Source organism: Arthrobacter sp. EpRS71 (assembly GCF_001512285.1).
Lineage (GTDB): Bacteria > Actinomycetota > Actinomycetes > Actinomycetales > Micrococcaceae > Arthrobacter.
Window position 1 is genome coordinate 307,218 of sequence record NZ_LNUV01000001.1, and the last position, 21,479, is coordinate 328,696.

Consider the following 21,479-nt stretch of genomic DNA (forward strand, 5'->3'; position numbering starts at 1 on the left):
AAACCTCATTTCGTTGCAGTTGAGTACTCAAGCAGCTTCTCAGCGGCGGACCACGGCGCAAGCTCGATTTCGGTTTTTGTTCCGTTGCCGCATTCCACGACCAATGGGACGGCGTCCGCTGTCATGTTCGCGGCAGCAAGGAGTACGCCTTCTTCAACCTGGACGGGATAGACGGAGACACCGGGCACATTTCCCTCGTAGCCGAGGACAGGGGCTCCCCGCAAAGCAGCCAGGCGCACAAAAAGCTCCAAGGCAGGGGTTGGTTCACCGTCGCTCTGAATCAGGCCACGGGGGCCGGCCAATTCGAAGAAGCTTACTGATTCGACTCCAGGCACCGTCAGAGCTGCCACACTGCCCAGTAGCCAGGCCGCAGCAAAATTGTCCTGCTGCAAAGGATCCGGCTGGACATCTGTTGCCCTACCCCACTCCCGGGAGCCGCTGGTGGCTACAGCGTTGAACCGAGGCCTCAGCGTGACTGGACCAACATGAAACGGTTTCGATCCCATAATCCGACGCGCATTCACTGCTGTCAGGCGCTGCACGGGGATACTCTCCACAATGTGTGTGACCTCCGTGGCGTGCATCTGGGGCGTCAGACTATAGGTGTATGAGTCCGCATCCGTAGGAATGGAACCGCCGGCGCGGTTTAACTCGGCGAAATGCGCAGTAGTTCCCGCCATCAGGCTTCCCTCGAATCCGCGTCGTTGGGCTTCCCGCTTGAGTTCAGTCCACAGACCAGGATCCGTGACATGACTTTTTAGACCGAAGACACCCACACGACGCACTCTGTCCAAGGACATCAGATCAAGCGCACCCGCTATGTCGGCCTCGCTTCGGACTGTGATCCGGACATCCAACCCGACCCCGAGGGCGGTCGCATGCTCGGTGACCGAAGCTAGAACTCCCTGAGCAACCTCAGGCTCGTGGCCCGGAATCTCGACGATCAACGGAGCCATGCCTGGCACAGCCCTGAACCCGGCAGCCGAACCCACGGGAATTTCGTATCCCGATGAAGTCCCGAGTGCAGGGACTCGACCGATGGCTTCAAGCCCTATCTTGATGGAAGGCACAGGGGACGCCGGGCCATCCGCTGCAGGCTGTTCCGAGGAGTTCGCTGTGAGAAGTACGGACTGGTGCAGTTTCTCTCCGGCGGGCACAAGAACCGGGAATGGCCTCGAAAGCGGTGTGCTGTAGGTCTTGAACGAGGCGTCTGTCCAGTTCCGCTGGTCCTCCATTTCGAAGACGTCCCCTTCGAACGCCACCCTGAAGGTGCTGTTGTTCCGCTGCCATGTCATGGCGGACATGTCCTTGACCGGCTGGTGAGGGCTGATCTGCGCAGGGAGTACCACGGAGCTAAGTTCACCGCCAGGTGCAACAACGGTGAATTCCCGCCCGGCATCGTCCAGATGATGCAGCAGCACAAGCCCTATGCGGTTGCTGTGGAAATCCTTACTGGCTTCTCCGTCAAAGCTGACATGCAGGCTGTCTGCCCGAAGTTCCAGGGCCACGCTGGCGTGATATTGAGATCCGAATCCTGTGTAGTCAATTTCTAGGCGAAGCTGCGTTAGGCCGCTTTGGCGGCTCCCGCTCCGTGAGATAACTTTTGGTGCCAACGTCCGCCAATCATGGTCCCTGATGACGGCGCGGATTGCCCTCAGGACCGGCGTGCCCGAATGCCGGATCCCGGCGAGTTCATCTCCCCGAAGCTGCACTTGCCACGGGCCCGACTCAATGAGCTCCACTGGAGCGTCGAGCCTGTGTTTGAGACTTTCAGGATTAGTGGTCATGAAGCACCGCCCGGAATCGGAGGGCAATGTACTCCGTTCCGGGGAGGTCCAAGCGGAAGCTTCCACTGAAAGTCCCGGGAAGTGTTTCAATGGTCATGTTCCACGTGTCGATGACATCGATGGTGAAGGAGAGACCTTCGGGCTTGTCGAAGTGCCAGAACGCTGGCCGATTGAGCCCAAAATACACGACTTCGTACTGGTCCGGGATACCAGCGGCGATGATTTTGTCCTGCTGAGGGAGCGGCTCGAGGAATCCATCTGGCGATTCAGCTAGGATCCGGTCAAGGAAGGCTATCCGGCTGGGGCTGCTGCCATACAGGTGACCACCCTTGGCCCACCACAGGATGTCGTCCGGGTGCGCATAGGTTTCGCTGTGGCCTACGTAGCCACCGCGGATAGCTCCTTCCCAGAAGCGACGAGTCAGTTCGCGACCAGTGATGTCTCCCCAACGCCTGTCGATGTTTCCTTCGTAGACGCATTCATCGATGACGATTGGCTTCTGCCATTCTTGACGCCACCGGGTGGTCTCTTCTGCAGTGAGGTAGAAATGGTTTTGCTGAATGCTGCAGTGAGTAACCCAAGGGCGGGAGTGGTTATAGAACTGAATGCTGTTATGAATCGACAGCAGGTGTCCTGTCGGATCGTTCTGCCGGATGATTTCTGCGTAGCGCTCCCAATCATTGGCCGTCTTGCCAGGCATGAGGTCGAATTCGTTGGCGAGTGACCACCAGACGTTGCGGTATCCCGCAAGGCGCGAAACCACATATTTCACGTACAAATCATCATATTCAGGGGGCATGGAAGAAAAGCCCCACCGATCGTATCCGTGGAAAAGGATCAAATCCGCTTCGATACCCATCTCGTCGAGGCGCTGGACCATGGCATCAAGGTGCTGAAAAAACCGGAAGTTGGGACGGGCTAAGTCGAAACCAGATTCGGGATCGCCGTCGAATGGGTACATCGACGGCTCGTTTTCACAAAGATAGTAGGACTTCGGGAAAATGCACATGCGCATCTTGTTGAAAGTTCCGTCGGCCAGCGTCTCCAGCGTTTGATCAACGATCTCGCGCTGCTGGTGAATCCATGAGTACGATGTCGTTCCCATGGGACGGTAGGCGGTGCCGTCGGAGTAGCCGAAATGGAACTTATTGGCGACTTGGACTATGCCCCGGTTAGCTTGCGCACGCTCTCCAGCCGTAAATGCCCCAGTGATGCCGTCAAGTTCCTCTGCACTGCTTGACGTCACGAAGGTCCACGATCCCGCTGATGGGATCAGGAGCCGAATCAGATACCGGCCATCTCCGTCATAGAAACCGGGGACATTCACCGAGACATCTCCACAGGTGAACGTTGCTTCCAACGAGATGTCCAGCACCGGGTTGCCCTCGCTCGGGCCAGTGAAGACCACTTCAAAACGCTCCCAGGCTCTGGTCGCGGCTTCAAATCTGCAAGTCCCCTTCGGGTGCAGGCCTTCCCCTCGATTCACCTCATGCTGCGTGCGCTCATCAGGGAACGTCGCCACGCTGATTGCTGCTAGCTCATCAACCAATGCGTCTCGGGCAGTACTCCCCCTCACCAGTTCTGTTTGGTCCAACACCATTCGGAGGGGAAATGAGTGAAGATTGCGCAATTTGGGGTCATCCAGGAGGTCGGGTACGTATTTTCGAAGTACTTGGACACCCCCGTCCTGTCCGACGATTTGGTACGTGAGCGTGTCTTCGCTGATGGCTGGCATCGTTGCCTGACCTTTCCGGGATGGGGTGAAACCCGCACGCACTGTGCGGGGCACGGTGTTCCCTGATGTTGACTCTGCGTTGTTGATAAGAAAGTACTTGCAGAAAACGTTTTCTCACATGATACTAGAATCGCCGGATGATCAAGTCAACCGGTTGACCAATTTAGCAATGGGCGGTTGACTCGAAACGCGCTCAGCGATTTCCGCGTCCGCGCTTGGTTCGGATCCCTCGATGCTGAGGGACGCCGGGAGCACCCCCTCACACCGAAGGAATGAGTCCCCTTGATACGAAAAGGACGAGCTTTAACAGCCATATCGGCGGCCGTAATATCAACCTCCCTGCTCCTGACAGGCTGCGGCACCAACGCTGAGCCCGAGCGCGAAGGCACCGCTCAGGATCCGGTTACCATCACTATGTCGTGGTGGGGAAACGATAGCCGCGCCAAAACAACGCAAGAGGTCATCAAGAAGTTTGAGGAAGCCAACCCTGATATCAAGGTGAATGCCGAGTACTCCGAGTTCGGCGCATACTGGGACAAGCTTGCTACACAGGTGGCCGCTGGAACCATGCCTGATGTCATCACCATGGCCGGCTCCTACCCCGGGGAGTACGCCAGCCGGGGCGCCCTCCTCGATCTCGATCAAGTCAGCGGGCAGATCGATCTGAACCAGTTTGATGACGAGATCCTCAACCTGGGCAGGATCGAAGGGAAGCAGTACAGCATCACAGCCGGAACCAACTCATTGACTATGGTTCTTGACCCCGCTGTCTTCGAATCTGCCGGCGTACCCTTGCCGGACGACAACACGTGGACTTGGGATGACTACAACCAGATCGCCAAAGAGTTGAAAGAGAAATTGCCGTCAGGCTCCTTTGCCGTACAACCCTTTGCCAACGACGTAAGCCTGGTTAGCTGGGCCCGACAGGTCGGCGAAACACCCTTCGCAGATGACGGCAAAGTGTCGATGAGCCGGGACCGCATTGCGGCATGGTTCAAGGAGCAGCTCGACCTGCAGAAAGCAGGTGCCGCTCCGAGCGCTTCCCAGAACGTGGAAAATCTGGCGGCGACAGCCGAGCAGACATTGCTCGGTCAGGGAAAGGCCGCCATGAGCATCACGTGGAGCAACCAGGCACGGTCTTATGTTGGGCATAATTTGGTAATGGCAAAACTGCCATCTGAGTCCGTAAAGAGTGGAAACTGGCTTCGTTCTTCCATGGAATACACCATTTCGGCAAAGTCGAAGTACCCCAAAGCGGCTGCGCGACTGCTGAACTTCCTGGTAAACAGCCCGGAAGCCGGCAAGCTGATCAAGAGTGATCGTGGGATGCCCGCCAGCAAATCTGTCCGATCCGAAGTTGTTGATGTCCTCAATGACAACCAGAAAGCCGAAGCAGCCTATCTGGACCGGCTCGCCGACATGAAAGTCACCGCACCGAAGCCCTTCCCCCCAGGTACGGCAACGATGACTGCCACCGTTCAGCGCTTCCTGTCGGAGGTCCTGTTTGAGCGCAAGTCGCCCGAAGATGCCGCGCAGGCGTTCATAGACGAGGTTAACAGCGCCATCAGATAGACCTGCGATTCAGGGAAGCCTGCTCCACTTCGGGGCAGGCTTCCCTCGTTTAAGCTGCTAAAACGACAAGATTGGAGGCTTCCCCCTAGACCTCTTGAGCGGAATCGAACCCTGCGAGCAGGCGGCGGGACGCCGTGCCCATGTGGGCCCTCATGGTCTGTGATACGGCGGCTGCGTCCCGTGCCTTGAGCGCCTCATAGATAGCGGTGTGTTCGCGCAAAGCTGCCTCGGCGTGGCCTTCGTCGGTGAGGGCACGGTCCACCCAAATCCTCAGCAGCGAGCGGATGCTCTGCAGGAGTTCCTCCAAGACCACATTGCCCGATGCGGCCGCGATCTCCCGATGGAAGGCGGCATCGGCTTCCACGAAGGCTGCCAAGTCATCGAGACTCTTCTCCATCGCGTCCAAGTCTGCCCGCATTCGCTCCAGGGCTTCGTCGGTGACCCTGAGTGCGGCCAACTCCACCGCTTGGACTTCAAGGCCGCTGCGCAATTCAACCAATTCGCGGGTCCTGGGCTCCCCCAGCATCAGTCCCCAACTGAGCGTTCGCGGCAATAGCTCGGAGACGCCGTCGCGCAAGTAGGTACCGGAACCCGGCCGCACAACCACAATTCCAAGGATCTCCAAGGCGGCCAGTGCCTCGCGAACAGCAGAGCGCCCGACGCCTAAGGAGGTGGCCAAATTTCGCTCCGCCGGAAGACGAGTACCGGGGGCGATGTCGCCGCTCGTGAAGTAAGCAAGGAGCCGCTCGGCTACCTCGGACACCACGGAGCCTTGCTCCATAGGGGCCAGAGCAGCCGTCATGTGGGCCGCTGCTGCGGCTGAGTTCGCTGACACCTTCACAGCGTAGCAACTGGATGACCAATTCCTGCGGCACGCAACCCGTTCTCGAAAATCTTAATCAGTCAACCGGTTGACCAATTCAGATCCTCGTCTTATGGTTTAAATCACAAGCTTCGCCATCGCCGGATCCCCGCCGGCAAGGTCACGAGTCAGCCCGGCGCATCCAGTGCAGGATCCGCAGGGACACCAACATCTAGGAGTCAATGTGGACACCACACAATCGGTGGTCGAAAAATCCGCAATTAAGAAGGTGGCAATCCGGCTGGTGCCGTTCGTCGCCCTGATGTTCTTCATCAACTATCTGGACCGCACGGCCATCTCGTTCGCCGGCCCCAACGGCATGAACAACGACCTCGCCCTGTCCGCAGCGCAGTTCGGCTTCGCCTCCGGCGTCTTTTTCATCGGCTACATCCTGCTCGAGATCCCCAGCAACCTGGCGCTCCACAAGTTCGGTGCCCGCCGCTGGCTGGCCCGCATCATGGTCAGTTGGGGCATCGTGTCTTTGCTCTTCACCTGGGTGGGCAATGTTGAACAGCTTTACATCCTCCGTTTCATTCTGGGTGTGGCCGAAGCCGGCTTCTTCCCAGGCGCCATCCTCTTCCTGAGCCTGTGGGTGCCGTCCAAGCACCGCAGCAAGATCCTGGCCCTCTTCTACTTGGCACAGCCCCTCACCACGGTGATCGGTGCTCCCCTCGCAGGCGCTTTGATCCAGCAGCACGGAGTGTTCTTCGGCCTTGAGGGCTGGCGTTTCATGTTCTTCGGAGTCGCAATCCCCGCGATCATCGTCGGGATCGTCGCCTGGTTCTACCTGGCAGACAACCCCTCCAAGGCCAAGTGGCTCACCGCCGAAGAGAAGACCTGGCTGACCGGCGCCCTGGAGAAGGAAAAGAAGGAAACCGCCGCCAGCAACAAGCACGTCAGCGTTCGCACGGTGTTCGGCAACGGCCGGGTATGGATGCTCTCCCTGATCTACTTCGGCTTTATCTACGGCCTCTACGCGCTGGGCTTCTTCCTCCCCACCATCATCGCCGGCTTCGAAGGCCTCTACGGCACCAAGTTCGATGTGTTCCAAAAGGGACTCATCACCGCCATCCCGTACCTCCCGGCAGCATTTGCCCTCTACTTCTGGTCCAAGGACGCCACCAAGCGCGGCGTGAAGACCTGGCACATCGCTCTTCCGGCCCTCATCGGCGGCATCAGCATCCCGCTGGCACTATTCGCCGGCTCCCCCGCAGCAACCATCGCTGTCATCACCATCACGGCCATGTCCATCTTCGCGGCCCTGCCCAACTTCTGGACCGTCCCCACCCAGTTCCTCACCGGAGCAGCCGCAGCAGCTGGCATCGCCCTGATCAACACAGTGGGCAACCTGGCAGGCTTCAGCGCCGGCTACATCACCGGCTGGCTCAAGGACCTGACGGGCGGCTACACGGTGCCCATGTTCGTCGTCGGTGGCTTCATGTTGCTCTCCTCAGTCCTCATGGTGACTCTGAGCAAGCAGGGCAAGGCCGCCACAGGCACCCCGGCCGAGGCATTGGACCCGCGAGGAGCCGGGCAGCACGCGGAACCGTAGAACACCACAAGCAGGTTGTGCCCTCCCAGCAGGGAGGGCGCAACCACCACTTCACACTTTCAGTACAGCCCAGGAGATACTTCATGACCCGCCTCTACAACGAGCCCTCAGCTTTCGCTGATGAAATGATCGAAGGCTTCGTCGCATCGCACGGCCGGTGGGTCCGGCGCGTTTCCGGCGGTGTTGCCCGCAGCACGCGCTCGACGCCGGACTCGGTCGCCTTGGTGATCGGCGGCGGCTCCGGCCACTACCCCGCCTTCGCCGGCCTGGTGGGTCAGGGCCTAGCGCACGGCGCAGCGATGGGCAACCTCTTCGCCTCACCCTCGGCACAGCAGGTCTACAACGTGGCCAAGGCCGCGGAAAACGGCGGCGGCGTGCTCCTGGGTTACGGTAACTACGCCGGGGACGTCCTGCACTTCACCCAGGCCCAGGACAAGCTGCGCGCCGAGGGCATCGACTGCAGGAGCATCGCCGTCACGGACGACATTTCCTCCGCCCCCTTGGCCGAAAGGCACAAGCGCCGCGGGATCGCCGGGGACCTGACGGTCTTCAAAGTTGCCGCTGCTGCCTCCGAGGCAGGCTACTCCATGGACGCTGCGGTGGAGATCGCCGAGCGCGCCAATGACCGTACGCGTTCCTTCGGAGTGGCGTTCACCGGTTGCACCCTGCCGGGCGCGGACCACCCGCTCTTCTCCGTTCCCGAAGGGCGCATGGCCGTTGGCATGGGCATCCATGGCGAACCCGGCATTGCCGAGACGAACATTCCGACGGCGGATGAACTGGCCGAACTTCTGGTCAAGGACCTCCTCGCCGAGATCCCGGAAGGACTGTCCGCCCACGGCGCACGGGTGGTCCCGATCCTCAACGGTCTGGGCAGCGTTAAATACGAGGAGTTGTTCGTTCTCTACCGCCGCGTGGCCCAGCTCCTGGCCGAGGCCGGCATTCAGGCAGTGGACCCGCAGGTGGGCGAGCTGGTGACCAGCTTCGACATGGCTGGAACCTCCCTGACACTGTTCTGGCTGGACTCCGAGCTCGAAGAACTGTGGCTGGCTCCCGCGGACGCCCCGGCCTTCCGCCGCGGCGCAATCACCGCCCAAGCGCTCGACGCCGAGCAACTCACCCTGGCCGCCGAGCAGCAAGCCGTGATCCCGGACGCCAGCGATGAATCCAAAACGGCGGCCCCCACAGTCCTGGCAGCCCTCGACGCCGCCAAAGCCGTGGTGGACGCCAACGTGGAAGAACTGGGCCGCATCGACGCGATTGCCGGCGACGGTGACCACGGCATCGGCATGGAACGCGGTATCCACGCCGCCGTCGCAGCTGCGGCAGACGCCGTCGAACGCGGGGCAGGTGCAGGGACCGCCCTGAACCTGGCTGCCGATGCCTGGGCGGACAAAGCCGGTGGCACCTCAGGAGCACTGTGGGGCATGGCCCTGCGCGCCGTCGGACAATCCGTCGGCGACACCGACGCCCCCAACGCTGTAGCCGTGGCCGCGGGAGTGGCCGAGGCGAAGCGTTCCATCATGGACTTCGGCAAGGCCAAGGTCGGCGACAAAACCCTGGTGGACGTTCTGGCCCCGTTCAGCGAAACCCTCACGACCGCTGTTCAGGGCGGAGCTAGCCTCAGGGAGGCATGGGGTGCCGCCACCACCATCGCCGAACAATCCGCCGAAGCAACCGCCAACCTGCTGCCCCTCATGGGCCGCGCCCGCCCGCACGCCGAAAAAAGCTTGGGAACACCCGACGCCGGAGCCGTCTCCATGGCCCTGATCGTCCGGGCCATCCACAACACCCTCGCCGGGAACACCGCCGGGAAGATCTCAGTAAAGGAAACAGCATGAGCACCAAACTGCGCCTGGTCGTTGGATCGGACGATGCCGGATTCGAGTACAAGGAGGCCTTGAAAGCCGATCTGGAAGCGAGCGGCTTGGTCGAATCAGTGACCGACGTAGGGGTGGACGCCTCGAGCCACACACCGTACCCCTCTGTTGCCATCGCCGCCGCTGAACTGATCGCCGCCGGCAAGGCGGACCGGGCACTCCTGGTCTGCGGCACCGGATTGGGCGTTGCGATCGCTGCGAACAAGGTTCCCGGCATCCGCGCCGTCACCGCCCACGATTCCTTCTCCGTGGAACGCTCGGTCCTGAGCAACAACGCCCAGGTCCTCACGTTCGGCCAGCGCGTGGTCGGGCTGGAGCTCGCCCGCCGCCTGGCCAAGGAATGGCTCACCTACACCTTCGACGAAACCTCCGCCTCGGCCGAGAAGGTCACACTAATTAAGGACTACGAGGGTGTCTCTTCCTGCTAAGACCGCCAGCGCGGCATCCCGGCAACCACTCGCGGTGATCGGTGTGAGCCTGAAAATGTACTTCGGCTACCAGCGATCCGTGGACTACTGCCGCGACATCGCCACCATCGCCTTCAAGCACCCGGCAGTGGTGAGCGGCGACATCGAACTGTTCGTGCTCCCCAGCCTCCCGGTACTGCCCGAGGCGGCCCGGATCCTGGGCGCTGCCGGCGTTGGAACCGGAGCGCAGGACATCTTCTGGGAAGACGAAGGCGCGTACACCGGCGAAGTCGGCGGCAAAACCGTCGCCGAACTCGGCGGCCGGTATGTGGAAGTGGGCCACGCCGAGCGCCGCCGGATCTTCGGCGAGGACCATCGGGTGATCGGGTTGAAAACGGCGGCGGCCTACCGCAACGGACTCACCCCCGTGCTGTGCGTTGGCGAACTGAATGCCGGCTCCCCCGAGGAAGCAATCGCCCAGTGCACGGCCGACATCGACGCCGCCCTCAACCGCGCCGGAACGCTCGGTCCCACAGCCCGGACCATCGTGGCCTACGAACCGCAATGGGCCATCGGCGCCCCGGAACCAGCAACCCCGGAATACATCAGCGCCGTGGTCCGCGGCCTGGACCAGCACCTGCGTACGTTGCCGGGCCAGGAAGAGAGCCGCGTCATCTACGGCGGCAGCGCCGGACCGGGCCTCATCACGGAACTGGACACCGCCGTCGCAGGCTTGTTCCTGGGCCGCTTCGCGCACGATCCCGCAGCGCTGAAGACCATCCTGGACGAGACCGCCGCGCGCCTCGCCGCGAAGGCGGTGGCAGCATGAGCAGCAGGATTGGCCTCAGCAGCTACGCGTTCTTCTGGCAGCTCTCGGACCAGGTCAGCCGGCCGATGAACATCCACGACGCGTTGCGGAAAGCGGCGGATCTGGGCGTGGACCTGTTCCAGATCTGCGACTACGCGCCGCTGGAAACCATGAACGACGACGAGCTCGCCGCCGTCCGTACGACGGCCGACGGGCTGGGCATCACCCTGGAAGTGGGGACGAAGGGCATCCGCCCGGAACACCTGCGCACGTTCCTGCACATCGCCGAAGTGCTGGGCTCGGACCTGCTGCGCACCATGTTCAACGTCCCCGGACACACCCCGGACAACGACGAAGCCGTCCAGATCTTCACCGACGTCCTGCCGGAGTTTCAGGCAGCCGGGGTGAGGATCGCCGTAGAGACCTATGAACAGGTCCCTACGGAACGGATCCTGGACGTGGTCCGCCGCGTCGCCAGCCCCTACCTCGGAATCTGCAGCGACCCCGCCAACACCGTGGCCGCACTGGAGATGCCGCAGCAGGTGATTGACGCCGTCGCGCCCTACGTCCTGAACATGCACATCAAAGACTTTGCGTTCAGCCGCAAACAGGGATGGGTCGGGTTCACGTACACGGGCGCACCCCTCGGCGAAGGCCTTCTCGACTACGACTACATGGTCGAAAAGATCAAGCCCAAAGAAAGACACATCAACCAAATCGTCGAACACTGGCTGCCCTGGCAGGACTCCGAAGCGGAGACCATCCGCCTCGAAAACCAGTGGACCCAACAAAGCCTCGATTTCCTAAGGAGCAAATGAAATGTCAGCAGAAACATTGACCGTCGCCGTTGTCGGAGCCGGAGGAAAAATGGGAATGCGCGTTTCCCGCAACCTCCAGAAGTCCACCCACAACGTCTTCTACAGCGAGAACTCCCCCGCAGGCCAGGAACGCGTCCGCGCCGAAGGCCGCGACATCACCGCCACCGACGACGCCGTCCCCACGGCCGACGTCGTCATCCTCGCCGTGCCGGACACCGTCCTGGGCATCGTCTCCGAAGCCGTCGTTCCGCAGATGAAGTCCGGCGCCATCCTCCTCACCCTCGATCCCGCCGCCGCCTACGCAGGCCTCCTGGCCAAGCGCGACGACGTCGTCCAGGCCGTTGCCCACCCCTGCCACCCGTCCGTGTTCCTGGAGCGCACCACCAAGGAAGAATGGGCCGATACCTTCGGCGGACAGGGCGCCCCGCAGAACGTGGTCTCCGCGATCGACGACGACGCACCCACCGCGACCCGCGACGTGGCCGAAGCGGTCATCCGCACCATCTACGCACCCGTGATCGACGTTCACTGGGTCACCGTCAAACAGCTCGCCATCCTGGAACCCACCCTGGTGGAAACCGTGGCCTGCATGATCGGAACCCTCCTCAACGAGGCACTCCACGAGACCGTCCACACCGCCGGTGTCCCCGAGGAAGCAGCCAAGGCCATGCTGTTCGGCCACGTCCAGATCGCCCTCACCAACGCCCTGCGCGGATCCAACCCGTTCTCCGAAGCCTGCGAAATCGCCATCCAGTACGGCAAGGACACCATCATCAAGGACGACTGGAAAAAGATCTTCGACGACTCAGAGCTGGACGGCGTGATCGCCAAGATGCTCAAGCTGGACGCCGTCAAGCGCTAAGCCCCTAAAGGAGGAGGTGCGGTAGCCACTACGCCGCACCTCCAGACCGTTTCTGCCAACGAAGCGATGAGGCGAGTCCGCAATACGACTCGAACGGCACTGCCCGCCTTTACTCGTTCCGAGATTCTGTTGCGCGAATCCGTTGGAACCGCACAGGGACGAGCCGCATAGGTGGCGTCACCCCTCCACAGCCGCGCTTTATCAGGGTGGCTATTGCGCTGCTCCAGAGGGAGCCCTCACTGGCATAAATGAATCACAGCGTCGCATCGGCGCTGAAGTCACGAGGACTGCCGGACGACTTCGTCGTTGCCGGCAAGGAGGACCCCCGGGTAAAGCCTTCCGTGGCGAGCAAAGTATCCTCAGCACTCATCGGCCCGGATACACCACGGCTTTGAGCTGGCCGGGCTGCTTGCCTGCCGTGAGGGCTGCCTCGGACTCAGCGAGTGCAAACTTGCCCGTCACAAGGATGTCCAAGTCCACCTTGCCGTCGGCCAAGAGCTGGATGGCAAGCGGCCAGGTGTTGGTGTAGCGGAACACGCCGGAGAGCCAGATCTCGCGGTTTTGGATGAAGGAGACGGGGAGTTCGACGTCGTCCGCCCCCAGCCCTACGAGGATTACCCGGCCCGCCGGCCCCACGGCCCTAATCCCGGAACGGACCGCCTGAGGTGCGCCTGAAGCGTCAATGAAGGCATCGACGTCGAGTCCTTCAACGCTGTCCGTCTTCGCGTTCAACGCGTGCGTCGCGCCGTGTTCCAAGGCAAAGGCGAGCCGGTCTTCGGCGATGTCCGTGATGTGGATTTCGCTGGCGCCGAAGGCCCGGGCGGCTTGCGCGGCGATGATGCCGATGGGCCCGGCGCCGGCGATCAGGACCCGGCTTCCTGGCTTGATTTCTGCCCGCTCGCACGCCCAGAGCCCTACCGAGAGCGGCTCGATCAGAGCGGCGGCTTCGTCGCTGACGTTGTCCGGGATGTCGTAGGCGAAGTCGCTTTGGATGGTGACGTATTCGGCGAAAGCGCCGTCCACCGGCGGGGTGGCGTAGAACTCCATCTGAGGGCACAGGTTGTAGCGTCCGGCCTTGCATTGCTTGCAGGTCCGGCACGGGCGTTGGGGTTCGACGGCGACCCTCGCACCGAGGCGGGCGGGGTCCACTGAACTCCCGACGGCGGCAATCCGCCCCGCGAGTTCGTGGCCCAGGATCAGCGGGTGGTCCACCACGTAATCACCGATCCGGCCATGCTCGTAGTAGTGGACATCGCTTCCACAGACGCCGACGGCGGAAACCTGCACCAGCACCTGGTCGGCTTCCAGGTGCGGGATGGGGAGGGTCTCCATGGTCATCTCGCCCTGCCGCTGCAGGATGGCGGCACGCATGGTGGCCGGTAGTTCGGGCTGGCTAAATCGAGTGGTTTGGGTGGTTGAGGTTGTCATGATGGGAATCCTTTTGACGTTGGCTACTTGACGGCGCCGAGCGAGAGACCTTGGACGAGCTTGTCCTGGGCTGCGAATCCGGCGAACAGCACGGGGAGAGAAATGACGACGGCAGCTGCGCAGACTTTGGCGAGGAAGAGGCCTTGGCTGGAGACGAATCCAGTCAGGAACACCGGAGCTGTGCCGGCCACGACGCCTGTGAGTACCCGGGCCAGCAGGAGTTCGTTCCAGCTGAAGATGAAGCAGATCAGGGCAGTGGCGGCGATGCCGGGCATCGCCACGGGGGCGATGACTTTGCGGAGCGTGAGGAGCAGGTTGGCGCCGTCGATTTGGGCGGCTTCGAGCATTTCGACGGGGACTTCGGCGAGGAAGGATCGCATCATCCACACCGCGATGGGCAGGTTCATGGAGGTGTAGATGAGGATCAGGAACCAGATGTTGTCCAACGCACCCACGGTCTTGGCGAAGAGGTAGAGCGGCAGGATGGCTGCGACCACCGGCATCATCTTGGTGGAGAGGAAGAAGAACATGACGTCCGTCCACTTCTTCACCGGCCGGATGGACAGCGCGTAGGCGGCGGGTATAGCCAGGACGAGCACCAGGACGGTGGAGAGGATGGAGGCCGTGGCGGAATTGATCAGCGATGGCCAAGGGCTGACGCCTGATGTCTCACCGAAGAACTCTTTGTAGGCATCCAGAGTGAGGTTGGCCGCCACGGATGGAGGGTTGGTGGCGGCGTCCGTCTCGGAGTGGAACGAGGTCAGGATCATCCAGAGGACCGGGGTGGCAAAAAGCAGCGCCAGCAGCCAGGCGGCGATGCCGGCGGCTGTGTTGTTGCGGGTGGGATCCATCCGGGACTTACCGCGACGACGGACGACCTGGGCGCTGGACTTTTCAGGCGTGACGCGGACCGAGGACGGGCTGAGCGTGCTCATCGTGCTGCCTCCTTCTTGAAGAGCGAGAAAACGGTGCGGAGGGCGAAGGTAGCCACGAGGATGGTGCCAATGACCACCACCACGCCGGCCGCGGAAGCGAGCCCGTACTCATTGGCGTAGTAGAACGTCTGGTAAATCGCGTACGGAAGATTCGCGGTACCCAAGCCGCCCGACGTCAGGGTGAAAACGGCGTCGAAATTCTGCACGATGTAGATCGCACCCAGCAGGCCTCCGAGCTCCAGATACTGGCGAAGGTGCGGGAGCGTCAGGTGCCGGAAGATGGCCCACGGCGTTGCACCGTCCATCTGGGCTGCCTCCACGGTGTCCATGGGCCGGGACTGCAGCCCGGCCAGCAGGATGAGCATCATGAAAGGCGTCCACTGCCACACCAACGAGACGATCACTGCCATCAGCGGCGCCTGGGACAGCAGGTCCAACTGCGGAGCATTACCGCTGCCGAACAGGGACCAGACCCACGTCAGGACGCCGTTGATCAACCCGTAGGTGGGGTTAAGCAGTGCGTGCTTCCAGATCAGGGCGGCAGCCACGGGCACCACCAGGAACGGTGCAATCAGCAGGGTCCGGGCCAGTCCCCGGCCGATAAATTTCTTATCGAGCAGCAGGGCCAGGCCCAGGCCAATGACCAGGCTTGCCAGGACCACGGCCACCGTGAGGAGGATGGTGGTGAAGATCGCTTGACGGAGGTCGGGGTCAGTGAGGACCGTGACGTAGTTCTCGAAGCCGGCGAAACCCGTGGTGCCCGGGCTCAGGCTGTTCCAGTTCAGGAACGAGATGATCAGGGTCACCACGAACGGGAGCTGCGTGACGATGATGAGAAAGATCAAGGCTGGAAGCAAGGGTCCGCGCCGAGCCCAGGCCAGGGCGCGTTCCCGCGATGCTTTGTTGCGTGATGGTTTGGCTGTGGCATGTCCCGGGCGGGAGATGCGCGCCGTTGCGGTAGTCATGATGTTCTCCTGCTGTTCGGTTATTGCTTGTTCTTGTACTTGTCGCCGACCTTTTGCGCGGCTTCCTGGCCCTTGGCCAAAGCGTCAGCCACGCTCCCCTGCCCGGCAATGGCCGAGCTGACGCCTTGGGAGACGTTGGTGCCCAACGCAGCGAACTCGGGGATCCCGACGAACTGGATTCCGACGGCGGGACGTTCCTGCAGGCCGGGGTTCTTGGGGTCTGCATTCTCGATGGCAAAGCGCTCGGCTTCAAAGAACGGTGCAGCATCCTGGAAATCGGTATTCTCGTAGGTGGAAATCCGCTTGCCCGATGGCACCTTGGCCCAACCAAGTTTGGAGGCCACCAGCTCCTCGTAGTCCTTGGAACTTGCCCAAGCGATGAACTTCTCAGCGGAATCCTTTTTCTTGGAGGCCGCCTGCAAAGCCCAGGACCACGTCCACAGCCAACCCGAGGAGGAGGTCTCCTTGACCGGTGCCTGCGCATAACCGATCTTTCCCTTCACCGGGGAAGCTTCGGCCTCCAGTGCTCCAGCGGCCGAAGTGGCGTCGTACCACATGGCCACTTTGCTTTGGGTGAGGTTGTTCAGGCATTCAGTGAAGCCGGCTTGGGCTGCGCCGGCTTGACCGTGCTCGCGGACCAACGTGGTGTAGAACTCTGTTGCTTCTTTGAACTCGGGCGAGTTCACCTTGGCGTTCCAGTCTTTGTCGAACCACGTACCACCAAAGGTGTTGACCACGGTAGTGAGCGGCGCAAAGACCTGCCCCCACCCCGGCTGGCCACGCAGGCAGATCCCCTTCATCCCGGGCTCAGCCCCGTCGACCTTCGCGGCGAGGTCTGCCACCTCATCCCAGGTCGGCATCTCCGGCATGCTCAGGCCCTTGGCCTTGAAAACATCCTTGCGGTACATGAGGAAGGACGACTCACCATAAAACGGCTCACCGTAAAGTTTGCCGTCCGCGCCGGTCAGCGATGCAGTGTAGGCGGGCAGAATGTCGGCCTGCTCGAAGTCAGGGTCCTTGGCAACGTTATCCAGCGGCGCCAACCAGCCATTGGCCGAGTAAAACGGGATCTCATAGTTGGACAAGGAAGCGACATCGTATTGCCCGGCTTGGCTGGAAAACTCCTGGCTGATCTTCGCCCGGACGTCATTCTCTGGCAGCACCGTGTAGTTGACCTTGATGCCGGTCTCCTTGGTGAAATTGTCAGCGGTAAGCCGCTGCAGGTCTTCCATCTGCGGGTTGTTGACCATCAGGACGCTGATACTGTTCCGATCACCGGTTCCCGTTCCACCAGCTCCGGCACAGGCCGTGGCGGTCAGCGCGATGCACAAAGCGCCGGCCGCAAGGCCTGACACACGTGTTTTTGGGCGCATTGAGGACTCCTTCGTTCTTCATGGGGGTGCGCAGTCTCCGCACTCCAACTACTGCGTGGAAGTACAAGACCAGAGCGGGGCATTCTGCCGGGAAGTCCGGGGCGCCTCACTGTGTTCCTCAACACTAGGCCTGTGGGGCAGCACACAACTAGCGTCACTGATGACGCATACTGATACTAATTTTCCCTATCCTGCGGGAGGCCCCCATGAATTCCACACCATCGAGCGACGGGTCTTCCACACGCTTGGCCCAACGTCTAGTGGGGATGCGCGCCAACCGTGAAGTGATTCCCGAAGATCCGAACCATTCGGTCCGATGGCATCAGCATGACTACCCCAGCCCGGTAGCTCGTTGGAATTACCACCCCGAGTACGAGATCCATCTGATCCGCAAGGGCTCCGGGAAGTTCATCGTGGGTGACTACATCGGCACCTTCGAGGCCGGCCACGTTGCCTTAGTGGGGTCTGGACTCCCCCACGACTGGGTCAGCGACCTCGAACCCGGCCAGGTGCTGGTTAACCGCGACGCCGTGATCCAATTCGACGGAAAATGGGTGGAACAGACGGCCGCACTGGTCCCGGAACTCGCCGAAGTGCGGCCCCTCCTGGAGCAGTCCGTCCGCGGCATTGAATACACAGGTGTCACAGCCACAACTGCAGCGGCGTCCATTGAAGCCATGGGAACGTCCACAGGCCTGGAGCGGCTGCACAACCTCCTGGCGCTGTTTGCCACCCTCAGCCGGGCACCCGATCACGACCGTCACTACCTCGCCGATGAATGGTTCCGTCCCCAATTGGACGGACAAGCCGAAGCAGTAGTGGACATCGTCCTGGAATACGTCTTCAGCAACCACGCCGGCAACGTCTCCATGTCAGAGGCCGCAGCCCTGGTGGGAATGGCCGAACCAACGTTCTCCAAATACTTCAAGCGCTCAACGGGCCAAAACTTCACAGACCTCGTCCGGAAGCTGCGGCTCGCCCACGCAAAGCGGCTCCTGGAACGAACCGACAAACCAGTCTCAGACGTTTGCTACGAAGTGGGCTTCAGCAACCTCTCCAACTTCAACCGCCAATTCCTCAAAGAAGTAGGCGCGACACCGCGGCAGTTCAGGCATCATGCGCGGACTTAGCGTGGAAATTGCCGACCCCCTCCACGTGGGGCCGATGCTGTCGCGGGGACTAGGTCATCGGCGTCTCATTGCATGAATTTTCCGCCGTCGCCGTTCAGTGGTGCAGCTGCATCCGTTGGAGGACAGTGGCGGATATTTCTTCCACGGACATTGATGCGGAGTTGACGTAGGGGACGTTGTTGGCCTGGTACATGTCCTCGGCATTGCGCAGCTCAAAAGCGCACTGATTCAGCGAGGCGTAGTTGCTGCCCGGGCGGCGTTCCTGCCGGATCTGGCTGAGGCGGACGGGCTGGGAGGTCAGCCCGAAACATTTGCTCGCGAAAGGCAGCAAGGGTTTCGGGAGGGTCATGGTGTCGAAGTCTTCCTCCACCAGGGGGAAGTTCGCGGCGAGGATGCCGTGTTGCAGGGCCAGGTACATGGTGGTGGGAGTTTTCCCGCACCGCGACGGGGCGATGAGTATCAGCTCGGCGCGTTCGAGCGCCCGAAGCGACTGACCGTCGTCGTGCTCTATCGCGTATTCGACGGCGGCCATGCGGGATTGGTAGCGGACGGCGTCACCCACGCCGTGGGCCTGGCCGGGCTTGCCGTTGGCCTGCGCACCAAGGGTCTGTTCGAGTTGTCCGATGTGCGTGCCGAACAAGTCAAAGAACTGCCCGCGGCTCCGGGAAAGGATGGCTCGGATGTCCTGCCCCACAGCCGTGGAAAAGATGATCGGCAGGGAACCACTGTCCGCGACCCGGTCGATCAGTGCCACCACCTCACGCGCTTGCTCGCTGGTGGTGATGAACGGGATGGTGCGCCGTTCCAGCCGCTGGCCCGGAAACTGCGTCAGCAGCGTGTTGCCGAGTGTTTCAGCCGTGATTCCGGTGCTGTCGGAAAGGAAGAACACCGTAGGGGCAGGCGAGGAGCCCGCCCCCACGGTGGTGTGGTCTGCCATTTAGACGGTGGTGCTGGTGGTACGGGCCAAGCGCAGCCAGGTCTCGGTCACGGCATCGGGGTTCAGAGAAATCGAACTGATGCCCTGTCCGAGCAGCCACTCGGCAAAGTCCGGGTGGTCGCTGGGACCCTGGCCGCAGATCCCCACGTACCGGCCCTTGGCGCGGCACGCCGTGATCGCCATTTCCAGCAGTTTGGTCACGGCCGGATTCCGCTCATCGAAGCCCTCAGCAACCAGGGCGGAGTCACGATCCAGTCCCAGAGTGAGCTGGGTGAGGTCGTTGGAGCCAATGGAGAAACCATCGAAGTACTCCAGGAACTCATCGGCCAGGAGTGCGTTGGCCGGCAGTTCGCACATCATCACGATCTCCAACCCATCCTCGCCCCGGCGGAGCCCATTGGCGGCGAGGAGCTCGGTCACACCGCGGGCCTCGTCCAGGGTCCGGACGAACGGGACCATGAGCTTGATGTTGTTCAGGCCCATCTCGTTGCGGACGTACTTCAAAGCTTCGCATTCGAGTTCGAACGCTTGGCGGAAGGACGCCGACAGGTACCGGGACGCGCCACGGTACCCGATCATCGGGTTCTCCTCCTCCGGCTCGAAAGCCGGACCACCGATGAGGTTGGCGTACTCGTTGGACTTGAAGTCCGAGAGCCGGATGATGACCGGTTCCGGCGCGAACGCCGCCGCGATGGTGGCGATGCCTTCGGCCAGGCAGCGGACGTAGTAGTCGCGGGGACCGTCGTAAGCGGCGGTCTTTTCCTGGATTTGCCGGACGGTGTAGTCATCCAGGGCAGCCGGGCGCTCGATTTCACCTGCCACCGCCAACAAGGCGTTGGGGTGGATGCCGATCTGCCGGTTGATGATGAACTCCAGGCGCGCCAGGCCCACGCCATGGTTGGGGAGCTTGGAGAAGCTGAATGCCTGTTCCGGGGTACCCACGTTCATCATGATCTTCACCGGAGCTTCCGGCATGGTCTCCACGCTGGTCTCGTGCAAGGAGTACTCGAGCAAACCCTCATAGACCAGACCGGCCTCCCCCTCAGCGCAGGACACCGTGACCGGGGCCCCGTCTTTGAGGATCTGGGACGCATACCCGGTACCGACAACGGCGGGGATACCCAGCTCCCGGGCAATGATCGCTGCGTGGCAGGTCCGTCCGCCACGGTCGGTGACAATGGCGGCGGCCTTCTTCATGATCGGTTCCCAGTCCGGATCCGTCATGTTCGCCACCAGGACATCACCCTCTTGGAAGGAGGCCATCTGATCGATCGAGGTCAGCACCCGAACCTGCCCGGCACCGATCCGCTGACCGATCGCCCGGCCTTCCACCAGCACCGTGGAACGTTCCGTGAGCGTGTACCGGGACGTGGTCCCGGCGGCCTTCCGGGACTCGACGGTTTCCGGACGGGCCTGAAGAATGTACAGCTCACCATCCACACCGTCCTTACCCCACTCAATATCCATCGGACGGCCATAATGTGCCTCGATGGCTACCGCGTGCCGGGCGAGCTCCTGGACTTCGGCATCGGTCAGGCTGAAACGGCTCCGCAAATCCTGCGCCACCGGAACGAAGTCAACGGTCCGGCCAACTTCCTCCGAGTCCGTGTAGATCATCTGCACGGCTTTCTCCCCCAGTCCGCGCTTCAGTACGGCCGGACGACCGGCTGCCAGGGCCGGCTTGTAAACGTAGAACTCGTCCGGGTTCACAGCACCCTGGACCACGGCCTCCCCCAGCCCATACGAGGACGTAATGAACACAGCGTCGGTGAAGCCGGTTTCCGTGTCCATGGTGAACATGACGCCAGAGGCGCCGACGTCGGAACGCACCATCCGCTGAATACCGGCCGACAGCGCCACTTCAGAATGCGTGAAGCCGTGATGCACCCGGTAGGCGATGGCCCGGTCGTTATACAGGGAAGCGAACACATCCTTGATGGCCAGGAGAATGTTGTCGATGCCGCGGATGTTCAGGAACGTCTCCTGTTGACCGGCGAATGATGCATCCGGTAGGTCCTCAGCCGTGGCGCTGGAACGCACCGCCCACGACACATCCCCACCATGCTCCTGCGCAAGGCGCTCATAAGCGGTCCGGATGTCTCCTTCGAATCCGGCCGGGAACGGTGTTTCACGAATCAAGGTGCGAATTTCCTGGCCCACTTTGGCCAAAGCAGTGACGTCGCTGCTGTCCAGGCCTTCCAGGATGCCTTCGATCCGGGCATCCAACCCGGACTCCGCCAGAAAACGCCGGTAAGCGTCCGCCGTCGTCGCGAATCCGCCCGGAACTTTCACGCCGGCGCTGGCGAGATTCCGGACCATTTCCCCAAGCGATGCATTTTTGCCGCCAACCTGGTCAAGGTCGGACAAGCCAAGCTCAGAAAACCAAAGAACGTTAGTCATAAATTGTGTCCTCCATTGGGCACGCTCA

At 61.8% G+C, this 21,479-nt stretch carries 17 protein-coding genes; 8 read left to right on the forward strand and 9 right to left on the reverse strand.

Annotated elements, in window-relative coordinates:
• Positions 1-5: 5 nt before the first annotated feature.
• Both AR689_RS01385 and AR689_RS01390 read right to left on the reverse strand, forming a co-directional pair.
• On the reverse strand, positions 6-1,787 hold the full coding sequence (locus tag AR689_RS01385; protein WP_156424509.1) for a D-apionate lactonase family protein: 1,782 nt from the start codon (positions 1,785-1,787) through the stop codon (positions 6-8).
• Positions 1,777-3,522 (reverse strand): DUF5605 domain-containing protein, encoded by a 1,746-nt coding sequence (locus AR689_RS01390; protein WP_197412779.1) that lies wholly within the window; start codon positions 3,520-3,522, stop codon positions 1,777-1,779. Before AR689_RS01390 ends, AR689_RS01385 begins: the two co-directional genes overlap by 11 nt.
• Positions 3,523-3,804: 282 nt before the next feature.
• Here AR689_RS01390 and AR689_RS01395 point away from each other — a divergent pair, with 282 nt between their 5' ends.
• Complete coding sequence (locus tag AR689_RS01395) at positions 3,805-5,094, forward strand: ABC transporter substrate-binding protein (protein WP_231745398.1); 1,290 nt, start codon at positions 3,805-3,807, stop codon at positions 5,092-5,094.
• Between the two features lie 85 nt (positions 5,095-5,179).
• Here the strand turns inward: AR689_RS01395 and AR689_RS01400 are convergent, their stop codons facing one another.
• Positions 5,180-5,929, reverse strand: a complete 750-nt coding sequence (locus AR689_RS01400) for a FadR/GntR family transcriptional regulator (protein ID WP_062066106.1) — start codon at positions 5,927-5,929, stop codon at positions 5,180-5,182.
• Between the two features lie 211 nt (positions 5,930-6,140).
• On the opposite strand from AR689_RS01400, the gene AR689_RS01405 reads away from it, so the two are divergent.
• From AR689_RS01405 to AR689_RS01430, 6 genes are all read left to right on the forward strand, one after another.
• Positions 6,141-7,508 carry an MFS transporter gene (locus AR689_RS01405; protein WP_062065744.1) on the forward strand — a complete coding sequence of 456 codons (1,368 nt, stop codon included), beginning with the start codon at positions 6,141-6,143 and terminating at the stop codon, positions 7,506-7,508.
• Between the two features lie 83 nt (positions 7,509-7,591).
• A complete protein-coding gene (locus tag AR689_RS01410) occupies positions 7,592-9,349 on the forward strand; it encodes a dihydroxyacetone kinase family protein (RefSeq protein ID WP_062065747.1) in 1,758 nt (585 codons plus the stop codon).
• A complete protein-coding gene (locus AR689_RS01415) occupies positions 9,346-9,816 on the forward strand; it encodes a ribose-5-phosphate isomerase (protein ID WP_062065750.1) in 471 nt (156 codons plus the stop codon). The genes AR689_RS01410 and AR689_RS01415 overlap by 4 nt, the downstream gene beginning before the upstream one ends.
• Positions 9,800-10,624 (forward strand): triose-phosphate isomerase family protein, encoded by an 825-nt coding sequence (locus AR689_RS01420; protein ID WP_062065753.1) that lies wholly within the window; start codon positions 9,800-9,802, stop codon positions 10,622-10,624. The genes AR689_RS01415 and AR689_RS01420 overlap by 17 nt, the downstream gene beginning before the upstream one ends.
• Positions 10,621-11,421: a sugar phosphate isomerase/epimerase family protein gene (locus tag AR689_RS01425; RefSeq protein ID WP_062065756.1), complete on the forward strand. Its 801-nt coding sequence runs from the start codon at positions 10,621-10,623 to the stop codon at positions 11,419-11,421. Before AR689_RS01420 ends, AR689_RS01425 begins: the two co-directional genes overlap by 4 nt.
• Position 11,422: 1 nt before the next feature.
• Positions 11,423-12,283 (forward strand): phosphogluconate dehydrogenase C-terminal domain-containing protein, encoded by an 861-nt coding sequence (locus AR689_RS01430; RefSeq protein WP_062065758.1) that lies wholly within the window; start codon positions 11,423-11,425, stop codon positions 12,281-12,283.
• Between the two features lie 366 nt (positions 12,284-12,649).
• Here the strand turns inward: AR689_RS01430 and AR689_RS01435 are convergent, their stop codons facing one another.
• The 4 genes from AR689_RS01435 to AR689_RS01450 are packed head-to-tail and all read right to left on the reverse strand — an operon-like array spanning position 12,650 to position 16,984.
• Complete coding sequence (locus tag AR689_RS01435; protein ID WP_062065765.1) at positions 12,650-13,711, reverse strand: NAD(P)-dependent alcohol dehydrogenase; 1,062 nt, start codon at positions 13,709-13,711, stop codon at positions 12,650-12,652.
• A 23-nt stretch (positions 13,712-13,734) separates the two neighbouring features.
• Complete coding sequence (locus AR689_RS01440; protein ID WP_062065768.1) at positions 13,735-14,646, reverse strand: carbohydrate ABC transporter permease; 912 nt, start codon at positions 14,644-14,646, stop codon at positions 13,735-13,737.
• Positions 14,643-15,611, reverse strand: a complete 969-nt coding sequence (locus AR689_RS01445) for a carbohydrate ABC transporter permease (RefSeq protein WP_062065771.1) — start codon at positions 15,609-15,611, stop codon at positions 14,643-14,645. Before AR689_RS01445 ends, AR689_RS01440 begins: the two co-directional genes overlap by 4 nt.
• Before the next feature lie 20 nt (positions 15,612-15,631).
• On the reverse strand, positions 15,632-16,984 hold the full coding sequence (locus AR689_RS01450; protein WP_062065774.1) for an ABC transporter substrate-binding protein: 1,353 nt from the start codon (positions 16,982-16,984) through the stop codon (positions 15,632-15,634).
• 206 nt (positions 16,985-17,190) lie between these two features.
• On the opposite strand from AR689_RS01450, the gene AR689_RS01455 reads away from it, so the two are divergent.
• Positions 17,191-18,114 (forward strand): AraC family transcriptional regulator, encoded by a 924-nt coding sequence (locus tag AR689_RS01455; protein WP_082697731.1) that lies wholly within the window; start codon positions 17,191-17,193, stop codon positions 18,112-18,114.
• Positions 18,115-18,208: 94 nt separating this feature from the next.
• Here AR689_RS01455 and AR689_RS01460 read toward each other — a convergent pair whose 3' ends face one another.
• A complete protein-coding gene (locus AR689_RS01460; RefSeq protein ID WP_062065781.1) occupies positions 18,209-19,051 on the reverse strand; it encodes a pyruvate, water dikinase regulatory protein in 843 nt (280 codons plus the stop codon).
• Positions 19,052-21,451 carry a phosphoenolpyruvate synthase gene (gene ppsA, locus AR689_RS01465; protein ID WP_062065784.1) on the reverse strand — a complete coding sequence of 800 codons (2,400 nt, stop codon included), beginning with the start codon at positions 21,449-21,451 and terminating at the stop codon, positions 19,052-19,054.
• Between the last annotated feature and the right edge of the window lie 28 nt (positions 21,452-21,479).